Source organism: Microbacterium sp. (assembly GCF_047605725.1).
Classification (GTDB): Bacteria; Actinomycetota; Actinomycetes; order Actinomycetales; family Microbacteriaceae; genus Microbacterium.
Window position 1 is genome coordinate 13,900 of record NZ_JASGFE010000036.1, and the last position, 13,245, is coordinate 27,144.

17 protein-coding genes are annotated in these 13,245 nt (G+C 71.4%); 4 read left to right on the forward strand and 13 right to left on the reverse strand.

Annotated elements, in window-relative coordinates:
• Positions 1-61 precede the first annotated feature (61 nt).
• Positions 62-493: a nucleoside deaminase gene (locus QM641_RS08785; RefSeq protein ID WP_415115572.1), complete on the forward strand. Its 432-nt coding sequence runs from the start codon at positions 62-64 to the stop codon at positions 491-493.
• 133 nt (positions 494-626) lie between these two features.
• Here the strand turns inward: QM641_RS08785 and QM641_RS08790 are convergent, their stop codons facing one another.
• From QM641_RS08790 to QM641_RS08825, 8 genes are all read right to left on the reverse strand, one after another.
• Positions 627-1,697: a hypothetical protein gene (locus QM641_RS08790; protein WP_415115540.1), complete on the reverse strand. Its 1,071-nt coding sequence runs from the start codon at positions 1,695-1,697 to the stop codon at positions 627-629.
• Between the two features lie 24 nt (positions 1,698-1,721).
• Entirely contained in the window at positions 1,722-2,036 is a 315-nt protein-coding gene (locus QM641_RS08795; RefSeq protein WP_415115542.1) for a hypothetical protein, read from the reverse strand.
• Entirely contained in the window at positions 2,033-3,373 is a 1,341-nt protein-coding gene (locus tag QM641_RS08800; RefSeq protein ID WP_415115544.1) for a hypothetical protein, read from the reverse strand. Before QM641_RS08800 ends, QM641_RS08795 begins: the two co-directional genes overlap by 4 nt.
• Positions 3,370-3,693: a hypothetical protein gene (locus tag QM641_RS08805; RefSeq protein ID WP_415115546.1), complete on the reverse strand. Its 324-nt coding sequence runs from the start codon at positions 3,691-3,693 to the stop codon at positions 3,370-3,372. The genes QM641_RS08800 and QM641_RS08805 overlap by 4 nt, the downstream gene beginning before the upstream one ends.
• A gap of 81 nt (positions 3,694-3,774) precedes the next feature.
• On the reverse strand, positions 3,775-4,407 hold the full coding sequence (upp, locus tag QM641_RS08810) for a uracil phosphoribosyltransferase (RefSeq protein ID WP_415115548.1): 633 nt from the start codon (positions 4,405-4,407) through the stop codon (positions 3,775-3,777).
• Positions 4,408-4,430: 23 nt separating this feature from the next.
• Entirely contained in the window at positions 4,431-5,540 is a 1,110-nt protein-coding gene (locus QM641_RS08815; RefSeq protein WP_415115550.1) for an alpha/beta fold hydrolase, read from the reverse strand.
• A gap of 172 nt (positions 5,541-5,712) precedes the next feature.
• Positions 5,713-6,375 carry an SRPBCC domain-containing protein gene (locus QM641_RS08820; protein WP_415115552.1) on the reverse strand — a complete coding sequence of 221 codons (663 nt, stop codon included), beginning with the start codon at positions 6,373-6,375 and terminating at the stop codon, positions 5,713-5,715.
• 1 nt (position 6,376) lies between these two features.
• Positions 6,377-6,757, reverse strand: a complete 381-nt coding sequence (locus QM641_RS08825) for an ArsR/SmtB family transcription factor (RefSeq protein ID WP_415115554.1) — start codon at positions 6,755-6,757, stop codon at positions 6,377-6,379.
• Positions 6,758-6,999: 242 nt separating this feature from the next.
• On the opposite strand from QM641_RS08825, the gene proC reads away from it, so the two are divergent.
• Positions 7,000-7,839 carry a pyrroline-5-carboxylate reductase gene (proC, locus tag QM641_RS08830; RefSeq protein WP_415115556.1) on the forward strand — a complete coding sequence of 280 codons (840 nt, stop codon included), beginning with the start codon at positions 7,000-7,002 and terminating at the stop codon, positions 7,837-7,839.
• A gap of 3 nt (positions 7,840-7,842) precedes the next feature.
• On the opposite strand, the gene QM641_RS08835 is transcribed toward proC, so the two are convergent.
• From QM641_RS08835 to QM641_RS08850, 4 genes are all read right to left on the reverse strand, one after another.
• Positions 7,843-8,514, reverse strand: coding sequence for a potassium channel family protein (locus tag QM641_RS08835; protein ID WP_415115558.1), 672 nt, complete (start codon positions 8,512-8,514; stop codon positions 7,843-7,845).
• Between the two features lie 197 nt (positions 8,515-8,711).
• Positions 8,712-9,140: a hypothetical protein gene (locus tag QM641_RS08840; RefSeq protein WP_415115560.1), complete on the reverse strand. Its 429-nt coding sequence runs from the start codon at positions 9,138-9,140 to the stop codon at positions 8,712-8,714.
• A gap of 32 nt (positions 9,141-9,172) precedes the next feature.
• Positions 9,173-9,640, reverse strand: coding sequence for a hypothetical protein (locus QM641_RS08845; protein ID WP_415115562.1), 468 nt, complete (start codon positions 9,638-9,640; stop codon positions 9,173-9,175).
• 233 nt (positions 9,641-9,873) lie between these two features.
• Positions 9,874-11,316, reverse strand: coding sequence for a TrkH family potassium uptake protein (locus QM641_RS08850; protein WP_415115564.1), 1,443 nt, complete (start codon positions 11,314-11,316; stop codon positions 9,874-9,876).
• 133 nt (positions 11,317-11,449) lie between these two features.
• On the opposite strand from QM641_RS08850, the gene QM641_RS08855 reads away from it, so the two are divergent.
• The gene (locus tag QM641_RS08855; protein WP_415115566.1) at positions 11,450-11,878 is read left to right on the forward strand and encodes an ArsR/SmtB family transcription factor; all 429 of its coding nucleotides are present in this window, start codon (positions 11,450-11,452) and stop codon (positions 11,876-11,878) included.
• 213 nt (positions 11,879-12,091) lie between these two features.
• Positions 12,092-12,466, forward strand: coding sequence for a VOC family protein (locus tag QM641_RS08860; RefSeq protein ID WP_415115568.1), 375 nt, complete (start codon positions 12,092-12,094; stop codon positions 12,464-12,466).
• 96 nt (positions 12,467-12,562) lie between these two features.
• Here QM641_RS08860 and QM641_RS08865 read toward each other — a convergent pair.
• Positions 12,563-13,245, reverse strand: a 683-nt coding sequence (locus tag QM641_RS08865; RefSeq protein ID WP_415115570.1) for an HNH endonuclease signature motif containing protein, incomplete at its 5' end; no start/stop codon positions are given.

A 13,245-nucleotide genomic window follows, 5' to 3' on the forward strand; every position in this document is an offset into this window, starting at 1 on the left:
CCGGGTGGCGCCGTACGCTGGGGCGGTGACCCTTCCCGTGCGCCCCGCCGACGAGCGCGCCATGGCGCGCGCGCTGGAGCTGGCGCGCGAGGCCGCCGCAGCCGGCGACGTGCCGGTGGGGGCGGTGCTGACGGATGCCGACGGCACGGTCCTCGGCGAGGGACGGAACCTCCGCGAGGTGACGCACGACCCCACCGCGCACGCGGAGGTCGTCGCGCTGCGCCGAGCCGCCGCCGCCCGCGGGTCGTGGAACCTGGAGGGCTGCACGCTCACGGTGACGCTGGAGCCGTGCGTCATGTGCGCGGGCGCCGTGCTGCAGGCGCACGTCTCGCGGCTCGTGTTCGGCGCGTGGGACGACAAGGCCGGCGCGGCGGGGTCGGTGTACGACCTCGTGCGCGACCGGCGGCTTCCGGTGCGCGCCGAGGTGGTCACCGGCGTGCGCGGGGACGAGGCATCCGCTCTGCTGCGGGCCTTCTTCGACGCGCGCCGGTGACCGGGGAGCTGCGCCCGCACGAACTTCGGAGTTCCGCACGAACTTCGGAGGATCTGGCCGGAATCCTCCGAAGTACGCGCGATTCTCCGAAGTTCGTGGGCGCCGGTCGGCCGGCCGTGCCGGTGACCTGCGCTCAGCCCTCCGACGGCGCGAGGTCCCACGCCGCGGCGAGCACGATGTTGTCGGCGAGGCGGCGCACGTCGGCGAGCTGCTCGACGTGCGGCGACGAGAAGCTCACGAGGCACAGCCCGTGCCCGTCCGGAAACTCCAGCCAGTAGTCGATCACCGCGACGGGCCGGCCGGCGAGCTCGGCAGGTCCCAGGCGCCGCGTCGTGAGCCGGAGCAGAGGGCCTGCGGCCGTCCGCGCGGTCACGAGCTCGTCCTCCGGCCCCTTCGACGCGTCGAGGCGGGCGCCCAGCGCCTCCAAGTGACCGCCGGCCGGTGCGGGGCCGAGCTCCTGCCAGTAGACGGCGACCGAGACGGCGGCCGCGGCATCCGTCGTCCGCCGGGTCAGGTAGGCCATGAGCCGCCCCTGCGCGGCCGCCGCGCGCCGCGCGCTCTGCCGCAGCCACGCCGTCAGCTGGCCGCGCAGCACCGGCGCGTGCGGCACGCCGCGCAGTTGCGCGTCGACGAGCTGGTCGACGCCCTCGTCGATGGATGCCGGGGACTCCAGGTCGATGGCGGCCCAGTCCTCGCCGAGGAACAGGTCGAGCCCCTGCACGCGCTCGCCCTCGCGCAGCCCCGTCTCGGGTTCGACGATCCAGGCGAGGTCGTCGTCGCCCGGCTGCGGTTCGAGGCTCGCGCGGACGTCCTCGGGGCTCGCCTGCACGGGGTGCGGGCCGGCCGCGTCGAAGACGACCCGGCGCAGCAGCGGCAGGTACGCGTCGAGGAGCGGCGCCAGGCCCGCGCCGCGCTGCAGGGCGAACTCGGCGGCATCCGGGTCGCCGCCTACCCACGCCGCGAACGTCTGCGACGAAGAGAACAGGTGCAGCTCCCAGCGGCGCTCGCCGTCGGGATCGGGGGCGCCGACGACGCGCGTCTGCGACTCGCCCTCGGGTCCGCGCATGAGCGGCACGACGACGAAATCCTGACGAAGCGCGCGCCCGATGGCGGCCACGTCCATCGCGGCCAGCGCCGCGGCGAGCCGTTCCGAGCCGACGTCGGCGGCTGGACTCGACGGGATCGGCTCGGCGTCGGCGGTCACGGGGTCTGCCTGACGATCGCGGGCTCACGCATAGCCGAACTCGATCTCCGCGAGCCGGCGGAAGTGCCGCCCCGGTGCGCGATTCGGCCGCGGCGGACTGCTCGGCGCGCCCGCGTCCACCTCGTACAGCAGCCCCATGCCCCAGGGTGTGCCGCGCACGTCGGCCGCCAGGCGCGTCCAGACGTAGCCGTACCGGCGCACTCCGTCGACGACGTAGGTGACGAACGCGCTCCGGCCCGTCAGCGGGTCGTCGGACGCCTGCACCTGGAGACCGCCGAACGGAGCGACCGAGTTCGTGAACACGAGTCGCACCGGGTAGCTGAGATCGGCGACGGTCATGGGCGCACCGACCAGACCACGTCCTCGATCAGCGTCAGCCCTTTCTCAGCCAGATCGTCCCCCACGATGATGTACTCGGGCGCGCCTCCCGGCATGCCGCTCAGTGGCAGTGCGTGCCGCTTGAGTACGACAGAACCCAAATGGTCGACCGATCCGGTGAAGAGCCGCTCCGCCGAGTTCCCGTCGGGAAGTCCCAGCGCGCTGCGATAGTCGCCGAACGTGGTGGGCGCGCGTGACGACCACGAGGCGCCTGTCTGCAGGGCCTCGTCTCCGTAGAGCCGGAACACGTCGTCGCCGACCGCGAGGTCGGGCACGGCCGTCCCCCACAACCGCTCCGACTCGGCCAGCCGGCTGGGGCGCAGGCGGATCGCCTGGCGGGCCGTCAGCCGCTCGAACGACTCCTTGCCTCCGCGCGCGGCCACCTCCGCCGCCGCTCTCGCGTTGATCCGGCCCGCTGCCGCGACGTTGCCGACGACGCGCGCGGCCGCACCCAGGCCCACCACCGACAGGGCGGCGCCGATGATGCTGACGATCGCCTCGCCCCAGCCGCGTTCGCCCGTCGCGGCGAGGACGATGTTGCCGATCGCATTGACCACGGCGGCGATCCCTGCCACCAGAAGCAGCGCCGCGCCGAGCGCCTGCCCGATCACCGGGATCCACGAGACGACGACGGCCAGGATGCCGGCGATCGTGGCGATCGCGCCCGCCACATCGGTGATGACGGCGAGCACGTCCGCGCCCCAGTCGTCCCACCACGTGTCGCCGAGGTCGTCGCCGCTCGTGGTGTTCTCGATGCTGGCGCGGGCGCTCTCGGCCGCCCGATCGCGGCGCGCGGCCGCGGCGAGGATGTCGTCGCGTGCCCCCTGGGCGGCGGCGTCGGCGTGACGGACTTCGGCGCCGGCCGCGTCGGCGAGGCGTTCCAGGCGCAGCGTCTCGGTCGGGTCGGCGGTCGAGTCGGCCAGGCGCAGGTAGCGGCGCCGACCGTCCTGCGCCTCCTCGGCCGCGCCTTGCGCGGCCTGCGCGCGCCGAAGGGCGATGACGGATTCGTCCTGCGCGCTGGCGAGCTGGGACGAATACGACACCAGGGCGTTGCCGGTGGCCCGGTAGCGGGCCTCGGCGCGGGAGATGTCGTCGGCGACGGCGCTCGCGGTCACCGCGAGCGCGTCGATCGCCTCCGACACCGTCCCGTCGAGGCCGAGCGTGCGCAGGCGCGTCGCGGTGCGCTGGATCGTGCCGGCGATCTCCAGGTAGCTCTGTCCGCCGCGGCGCACATGGTCGGGGTCGCCCGGGATCGGGTCGTGCGCGAAGCCGGCCGCCGACCAGTCCGTCGGCCTCATAGCGGCATCGCCCTGCGCGCGGCGGGAGCCGATGCCGGCTGCTCGTCGAACGCGGCGGCCAGCTCCGCGTCGGCCTGTTCGAAGGTTTCGGCGATGGCGGCGGTGGCCTCGCCATGCCCGCGGATCGACTCGGTCATGTCCTTGCGGGTGTCATCCCAGGAATGCGCGAACGAGCGGATCGCTGCGGCGAGCCCCTCGTGGCCGACGGCATCCGCGATGCTGTCGCTGTGCACGTTCGCGCCTTCGAACTCGCGCGCGATGCCGGTCACGCCGGTCGCTATCGACCGCACCCTCTCGGTGTCGATTCTCAGATCCGCCACGTCTCGACCTCCCGTGACGATCCTAGGTCGGCCGCGTGCACGAGCCCCATGGGGAGAACTCCCCGCCTCGGCCGCCCGAACTCAGACGGTGCCGTAGAGGCGGTCCCCGGCGTCGCCGAGTCCGGGGACGATGTACCCCTTGTCGTTGAGCCGCTCGTCGAGGGCGCCGAGGACGAGCGTCACGTCGCGTTCGCCGACCTGGCGCTCGATCGCCGTGACGCCTTCCGGTGCGGCCAGGATGCAGATCGCGGTGACGTCCTGCGCGCCGCGCGCGAAGAGGAACTCGATCGCCGCGCCGAGCGACCCGCCGGTGGCGAGCATCGGGTCCAGCACGAAGCACTGCCGGTCGCTGAGGTCGTCGGGGAGGCGCTCGGCGTAGGTGGTCGGCTCCAGGGTCGTCTCGTTGCGCGCCATGCCGAGAAAGCCCACCTCCGCGGTGGGGAGGAGCCTGACCATGCCGTCGAGCATGCCGAGGCCCGCGCGGAGGATCGGGACGACCAGCGGCAGCGGCTCGCCGATGCGCAGGCCCGTGGTCGTGGCGACCGGTGTCGTGATCTCGACCTCCTCGACCCGCACCGCGCGCGTGGCCTCGTAGGCGAGGAGGGTGACCAGTTCCTCGGTCAGCTGGCGGAACACCGGCGACGGCGTGCGGCGGTCGCGCAGCACGGTCAGCTTGTGGGTGATGAGCGGGTGGTCGGCGACGTGGACACGCATAGCCTCAGGCTAGCGCGCGGCCTTCAGTCCGAGGAGCTCAGGATGATGGCCTCGGTGGGCAGCGCCGGGTTCGGATGGCCGAGGTAGCCGATGTGCTCGAGCACGGCCCGCCGGAACCCGCCCGGCCGCTCCAGATGGGCGGCGTAGCCGGCGCCCTCCAGCTCGAGCTCGGTGACCTCGCCGCCGGCGGCACGGTAGGCCTCGAGCACGTCGCGCGTCTGCGACACCATCTCCTGTGCGGGGGCGAGCTCCGCGCCCGGCCAGCCGGTGATCACGCCGAGCCTGCCGAGGTGGTTGAGGTCCTGCGACGAGGCATCCGACACGACGACGTCGGCGGTCCCGTGGATCCACAGGATCGGCGGCTTCGGCACGAGCCCGACGATGCCGGACAGGTCGAGGTGGCGCGGCGCCAGCGCGTTGAGCACCCCGGTGACCCCGGCCGCCTTGCCGGGCCAGTGCGAGCTCGGCACCGCGTCGCCGGGGTAGTCCCCCGGTGCGGTCGAGGTCGACAGCATCGCCTCCACCCACACGTCCTCGCTGTCGCTGTCGTAGTCGGCACTCACGTAGTGGGAGCGGAACACGCTGCGCGGCGACGTCGAGGCATCGTCGCTCGTGTCGCCGGCGGCGATGCGGCGCACCAGGTCGGGGTTCGCCGCCGCGGCCCCGCAACCGGCGTCATCGTCGGTGAGGCGGGTGCCGTCGCGGCGGGTGCCGCCGAATCCGTAGGGCGAGATCGGCGCCTGCAGGGTGAGTGAGAGCACGGGATGCTCGAGCGCGTACTGCATCGCCACGCTCGCCCCCAGCGACCAGCCGACGAGGTGGACGGCGCCGAGGCCGAGCGTCTCCAGCGTCGCCCGCAGGTCGTCGCTGAAGTCGCGCACACCGCGGGTCGCATCGACCGGGGCGCTCTCGGTGTCGCCGAAGCCGCGCAGGTCGATCGCGATCGGGCGGATGTCGCCGGGGAGGTCCTGCATGATCTCCTGCCAGAACAGGCTCGACGCGACGTGGGCGTGCAGGAACACGATCGTGTGCTCCAGCGGGGTCTCCGGCGCGTCGCCGGTGCGCTCGAGGATGTTGACGCGGAGCCGCGGCGTGTCGATGACGCGGGCGGCGATGCCGTCGAGGAGGGTCATCGGGATATCGTCCTTCGCAGTTCCGGCGCCGGCGACACGGCCGTGCCGCTTCGACTATAACGCCGCCCGCGTGTGCAGGATCGGGGGCGACGCGTTGCGTCGCGCGCACGGCATCGCGCGCCACCGCCTCGAACCGCGGCGGCGCGGGTCGGATGCCGGCTCCCGAGTGGCCTCAGCCGGCCGGTGTCTGGCCGGTGTAGAACGCGTAGGTCGCGTCCGCGGCGCGGGCCGCCGCCTCGGCGTCCGTCCCGCCGGCCGCGTGCGCCCGTCCCCACGCGTCGGCCGCGCCGCGATAGAAGGCCCTGCCTTCGCCGGTGAGCGCCCACGCCTCGGCCTGATCGGGGGTGAGGCTGGTGTCTCCGGCGAGGTACAGTGCGAGGCCGAGCAGGCCCGCGTCCCAGCCGACGCCGGTCGCCCCGGGGCCGAACTGCTCCCAGAACCCGGGCGGGACGTCGGCGGCGCGCGCGGTGTGCTCCAGCTCCAGGCGCGTGCGATCGTCGCCGACGGACGCCAGGCGTACGGCGAGCCAACTCACCCCGCCCATGTACTCCCACGTGATGCGGTAGCCGGCCGTGCCGCCCTCAGGCGGGGCGCACTCGAGCACCTCGCCGCCGGCGTTGTCCTGCAGCTGATAGCGGCCGCCGAGGCGCAGGTCGCCGGTGATGGGGAGGAACCAACGCGGGATGCGCTGGGCGCTGGTGACGGCATCCCACACGTCGGCGAGGGGGCTCGGGTACTCCTGCGAGAGGGTCTGTACGTGCGCGGGCTTGCCCTCCCGCTCCACCGTACGGACGCCGCGCGTCACCGCGGCCACCTGTGCGTTCACATCGACCATGTCAGTTCTCCTTCGGTGCGGTCGTGTCGTCGATCTGGTTCTCGGATGCCGCTGCCCGCCGCCGTTCCCGCCGACCGCGGGCGAGCTCGGTGCCGAGCGCATCGAGCCGCGGCTGCCAGAACCGCCGGAAGGGGTCGAACCAGGCATCCGCCTGGGCCAGCGCGCGGGGGTCGAGGGCGTACAGCCGGCGCGTGCCCTCGGGTCGCACCGTCGTGAAACCCGACTCGCGCAGCACGCGCAGGTGCTGCGACACCGCAGGCTGCGAGATGCCGAACTCGCGCTGGACCACCTCGCCGACGTCGCCCGCGCTGCGCTCGCCGTCGGCGAGCAGCTCGAGCAGGCGGCGGCGCACCGGGTCTCCCAGGATGTCGAGCGCGTGCATGAGCTAATAGTTGCACCAAAGCTTATATAAGTCAAGGCTTAGGTCTTACGAGGTCGCGTTGCGCACAATTCAGGCAGAACGCCGGCTTCGCCGGCCGCAGCACGCGTCAGCGCGCGAATTGCCTGAGTTACGCGCACCCCGCACCGCGCACCGGTGCCCCGGCGCCTGCACCTCCGGCCCTGCGCCTCCGGCCCTGCGCCTCGCGCCTCCAGCCCCGCGCCCAGGCCGCGTAGGATGACGGCATGGCCGTCGCACCCTCGCTGCCCCGCATCGCGATCCTCGGAGCAGGCTCGATGGGAGGTGCGATCCTCCACGGCGTGGCCGCCTCGGGTCTTTCGGCCGGCATCACCGCGACCAACCGCAGCGCCGAGAGCGCACGCACGCTCGACGGCATCGGCGGGGTCACGAGCATCGCTCTGGCCGAGACGCCGAACGGCAACATCGAGGCGGTATCGGCGGCGGGCATCGTGCTGGTCGGGGTGAAGCCGGTGATGGTGCCCGACCTGCTGCGCGAGATCGCCCCGCACCTGGCCCCGGGGGCGGTCGTGGTGAGCCTCGCCGCGGGCGTGACGATCGCCACGTTCGAGTCGATCCTCGCGCCCGGCACCCCGGTCGTGCGTGCCATGCCCAACACGCCCGCGCTCGTGGGCAAGGCCCTCACCGGGCTCGCGGCCGGGTCGAGCGTCACGGCCGACGATCTCGCGGCCGTCCACGCGCTGTTCGCCACGTGCGGCGCGGTGATCGAGGTGCCGGAGGAGCAGATCGACGCCCTCTCCACGATCTCCGGGTCGGGTCCGGCCTACGTGTTCCTGCTCGTCGAGGAGCTCACCAAGGCGGCCCGGGGCAAGGGATTCGACGAGGCGCAGGCACGGCTCATGGCCGAGCAGACCTTCATCGGCGCGGCCGCCCTCCTCGAGGCATCCGGTGAGGACCCCGCCGAGCTGCGTCGCCGCGTCACGAGCCCGAAGGGCACGACCGAGCGTGCCGTCGCGGTGCTGCAGGCCGCTCGCCTCGACGAGCTGTTCGCCGAGGCGACCGACGCGGCCCTCGCCCGTGCGCGCGAGCTCGCCGCCGGCGGCTGAGCGTCACCGCTCCAGCGCCGCGAACCGCTCGATGTCGCTGTTGGTGCCCGACACGATGATGAGGTCGTGGTTGGTGACGATCGTGTTCGCCTCGGCGTAACGGAAGGGCTTGCCGGGGCTCTTGACGCCCACCACGGTGACGTTGTACTTCGTACGCACGCCCGACTCGGTCAGGCCCACACCGCGGAGGAACTTCGGCGGGTACATCTTGGCGAGCACGAAGTCGTCGTCGAAGCGGATGAAATCCAGCATCCGCCCGCTCACGAGGTGGGCGACGCGCTCGCCGGCCTCGCGCTCGGGGTAGATCACGTGGTTCGCTCCGACCCGCGCGAGGATCTTGCCGTGCGACTGCGAGACCGCCTTGGCCCAGATCTGCGGCACCTTCAGGTCGACGAGATTGGCCGTGATGAGCACGGATGCCTCGATGCTCGACCCCGTCGCGACCACCGCCACCTGGAAGTCCTGCGCGCCGATCTGCTGCAGTGCCTCGATGTTGCGGGCGTCGGCCTGAACGGCGTGGGTGACCCGCTCCGACCACTTCTGCACGAGGCCGAGGTCGGCGTCGATCGCGAGGACCTCCCGGCCTAGTCGGTCGAGCTCGCCGGAGCAGGCCGCGCCGAAGCGCCCGAGACCGATGACCAGGACGGCGGCGTCGCCACGGATCTGCTCAACCAATGCAATCACCTATCTACGGACGTGTGGAACAACGGTAGCGCGCGCCACCGGCCAACATCACCCCGTGCGCCGGGTCGTCGCCGCCGTCTCGGCGGTCACCGCGAGGTCCAGATCGTCGGCGCCGACCGTGCGAACGACCCTACCCGGGCGGCGCGCAGCCCGCACGATCGATCACCCCGCAAGCGGGACAGGTGTGGCTAGACGGCGTTCCAGTAGACGTCCAGGGAGAGGTGCATCGACGACCCCTGGTATCCCGCCGGGTGATTGTCGGCCGGGCCGGTGCCGCGCCCCCAAGGCGTCCCGAGTGCACGCATCTCGACGCAGAACTCGCCCGTCGGGTGGTTGATGTTCCCGTCGAGCGCGTGCACGTGCTTCTGGAGGCTGCGCTCGGCCCAATTCCACGTCTGCCACTGGCCGATCACAGGGCCGACGTACGGCACGCCGATGCGATACAGCTTGCGGCGGGTGCGAATCTGAACCCCGTTCCCCCACCCGCAAGCGTTGTGGTAGTAGCCCCACCAGGGCGCGAACGGCACGCCGCCCCCTCCGTGATTGCGTCCGTAGAGGTACTGGGTGGTATTGCCGCAGAGCACGTCAACGTCGCCGGAGGTGGAGTCTTTGGCCACGATGGGCCCTCCTTTCGTCAGGGATCGGAGCGTCAGGGGTTGATGATGAGAACCGCGCCGGATCGTAGCGAGCCGTCGAACTCCCACCCGTTCTGCTCGGCCAGCGTTTGGCCGTCGAAGCACAAGCGCTGCGCGATGCCGAGGAAGGTGTCGCCGTCAGCAACGCTGTACGACACGATTGCGCCCGAGTCGTCGGTTTCGATCGTCCCGTTCGCCATATCCATCGGCCCACGGTCGCGCGCAACCCGGCCGGCGTAAGGCGCGTACCCGTTGCAGGTGTCGGCATCGGCTGACGGCGCAACCTCTTCCGTGGTGACAGGAGGAGCCACTGGCTCCGAGCTGGGGGGGACGGTGGGAGAGGTCGTCGGCTCCGAGGTGGGGGTGACGGTGGGAGACGGCGTCGGCTCGCTCTCGCGCGTCACAGCGGCGGATGTGCACGCGACGAGCGAGACGGCGAGTGCGAGAGTAACGGCGGCGGGGAGGACGCTCGTGGTGCGCATGTGCGCAAGTTAGCATCGGCCACAAACATTACTCAAAGCGTTCACCAATCCTCGGAGGCTTCCCCCAGCCCCGGGCCGGGAGCGGCTATTCCAGATCGAGGTCGCTGATGTGGCATACACGGCATCACCGTCGTGGACTGGGTCGAACGCGGCCGCAGCACGCGGCGTGACGGAGCTGCCGTCCGACCTGGCATCGATGTGGCCCACACTCGGTCGAGAGTCAAGCGACCTGCTCAACCAACGATGGGCCTTTCCACGGGCAGCGCGTACAGCTGCGAACGGGTCGTGGCGGCCACGGCCGCCGCGAGTGTCACTGTACCAACGCGACCCATGAACATGGTCAGCGCCAGGACGTAGGCGGCGGCATCCGGCAGGTCGGCGGCGACGCCGGTGGAAAGACCCACGGTCGCGAAGCCGGAGATGACGTCGAAGAGCACGGCCTCCACCGGCTGATGGGTGAGGTGGGTGATCGTGATCGTCGACAGGGCCACGATGGTCGCGCCCCAGGCGACGACCGAGAGCGCGACCCGCTGCACGTCGCTCGGGATGCGGCGGCCGAAGGCCTCCACCGACGGGCGGCCCTTCGCCTCGGACCAGACCGCGAGGGCGAGGACGGCGAGGGTGGTCACCTTGATACCGCCTGCCGTCGAGGCCGATCCGCCGCCGACGAACATGAGCATCGAGCCGACGATGAGGGACGACCCGTTCAACTCGCCGACGTCGATGATCGAGAACCCGCCCGACCTCGTCATGGCGGACAGGAAGAATGCCTGGAAGGTCGTGTCCCAGGCATCCATCGTGCCGAAGGTCTTCGGGTTCCCGTACTCCAGGATCAGGAAGGCGGCCGCGCCGGCGAAGAACAGCGTGACCGTCGTGATGATCGTGAGTTTGGCGTGCAGCGACCACTGGCGCACGTGCCACTGGTGGCGCCACAGCGTGAAGATCACCGGGAAGCCGATCGAGCCGAGGAACACCCCCGCCATCAGCACCGTGAGCATGACGTAGTCGTGTGCGAACGGTGCCAATCCCTCGGCGTTGGGGGCGAAGCCCGTGTTCGTGAACGACATCGCGGCGTAGTAGGGCGCTTCCCACAGGGCGGTGATCGGGTCGATGCCGCCGAACAGGAGCGACGGGTAGATGAGGATCGCCAGGGCCGCCTCGATGACGAGCGTGGAGAGGGCGACGGTCGCGAGGAGGCTGCCGACCTCGCCGAGGCGCACCGTCTGGCCCTCGTTGACCGGGCCGCCGTGCACGCGCAGCGGGTTGGAGTCGCCCGCCGCGATGAGCTTGGCGCGAAGTCCCAGGCGCTTGGAGATCACCAGGCCCAGGATCGAGGCGAGGGTGAGGACCCCCAGGGCCCCCACGTTCACGCCGATGTAGACGAGCACGTGGCCGAGCGGCGACCAGTGGGAGCCCATGTCGACCGTCGACAGGCCCGTGACGCAGATCGTGGAGACCGCGGTGAACAGGGCGTCCACGAGCGGGGTGGCCTTTCCGTCGGCTGCGGCGGCGGGGAGACTGAACAGGGCGGTGAACCCCAGGATCAGGGTGACGAAGATGAGCACGGCGAAGCGTGCCGGCGACGACGTGGTGATAGAGCGCAGGCGACGCCAGAACGCGTGAGCCGGTGCGACCAGCGCGCGCCGCAGGAGCGCGCCGACGGAGCTGTCCGTCATGCTGGCCCCTTTCGACTCGGCTTCTCGACTCGCCGCGTGGCTCGCGAGGCGACAGCCGCTCGCTCAGGACATCGCATTTCGCCGAAGAACGTTGTCATGGTACTCCGGGTCGCGGCGGCGCTAACCTATGGTCATGGCGGACATCTTCGACGTGATCGCCGACGGTACCCGTCGGGACATCCTGCAGTTCCTGCTCTCGCGCGACGCGCTCGGAGACCGCGGCACGAGCGTCTCGCAGATCGTCGCCGAGCTCGGAGCCAGCCAGCCCACCGTGTCGAAGCATCTCAAGGTGCTCCGCGAGGCCGGGCTCGTCTCTGTGCGCGAGGAGGGTCAGCACCGCTTCTACAGTCTGTCTCCCGAGCCGCTGGATGCCGTCGACGACTGGCTCGTGCCGTTCCTGATCGACGACGCCGACGAGGTCGACACCGGGGTGGCCCCGTCGCTGCCCGACTCCGCGGCGCACGCCGCCGATCTCGTCGGACGGGCCGCGGCATCCGCCAAGCACGCCTTCGAGAGCGCCCTCAAGCCGTTCGACCGCCTGCGGGACCGTCCCGGCAAGTAGGGTCTCGGCCGCCTTCGCGCCCGTCCGCACCGGCTCGGCGGGATGCCGGGAGCTCGGCAGGGCCGATCGACCCGCGGTCTGGGTAGCCTTGTGGGGATGATGACCAGCCAGGCCCGTGTCGGCCGCTCCCGGATCGGCGATCTGGTCGTGCGCTGATCCGCGCTCCTCCCTGTGTGAGTGACTCGAACTCACCCCGACCACACAAGGAGAATCATGACCGCACGCTTCAACCACACGATCATCGCCTCGATCGACGCCGCCGAGATGGCGGAGTTCTACCGTGACCTGCTCGAAGCCGACGAGGCTCCCTCATGGGGCCCGTTCGTGAACGTTCAGATCGCAGACGGCGTGCTGCTGCAGTTCGCCGCCCCGCCGATGGAGTTCCCTCCGCAGCACTACGCGTACCTCCTCGATGACGCCCACTTCGACCGTGCGTACGCCAAGATCACCGATCGCGGCGTGGAGCACTGGGCAGACCCCCAGCGGTCCCGGCCCGGACGGATCAACCACGAGCACGGCGGCCGCGGTGTGTATCTTCTCGATCCCTCGGGCCACTATCTCGAGCTGATCACCCAGCCCTACCTCTGACCCGCAGCGGGCGCGACGGCACATCCCCGCAGCCCAGCTGATGCTGACCGGGGTGGGGCCGGAATCGAAACCCGACCCCCGGTGCAGCAACAGGGTCTATGCGGCGGTGCGCCATGGGGGTCGGTGGGGTGGGGGTGGGTCCCAGAGCCAGCGGAGGGAGGATTTCGAGCGGAGGGGGATGGGGTCGAGGTGCATGCCGGGTGGGGCATGCAGCACGAACCCGCCGCCGGCGCCGCGGGGTACCGGTTGGATGCGCCAGCCGGTGTTGTGCAGGTGGAGGTGGTGGTATCGGCAGAGCAGGACCCCGGTCGCGCAGTCGGTGTTCCCGCCGTCGGCCCAGTGTTCGGCATGGTGGGCTTCGCAGTAGGCGGGGGGTCGGTCGCAGCCGGGCCACAGGCACCCGCCGTCCCGGACCGCCATGACGAGTTTCTGTCGGGCGGAGTAGAGGCGTGCTTCCCTGCCCAGGTCCAGCGGGGTGCCGCACGTGTCGAGGGTGACTTCGATCGTCCCGGTGGCGCAGAGGGCGCGTTCGAGCACCGACCCGGGGATCGTCAACGATCCGTCTTCGGACTGTGCCGTCGTCACGAGTCGTCCGAGTGTGTCCCGGTGTGCCGTGTCGGTGGCGACCAGTCGTCCGAGCGCGTCCTGGTGGGTCGTGTCGGTGGTGAGGAGCCTGTCGAACGCGTTTCGGTGGACGGTGTCTCCGGTGACGGTGTCGGTGAGGGTGACCAGGCGGATGCCGGCTTCTTTGGTGCCGTAGACGTCTTCGGGCTCGGCGA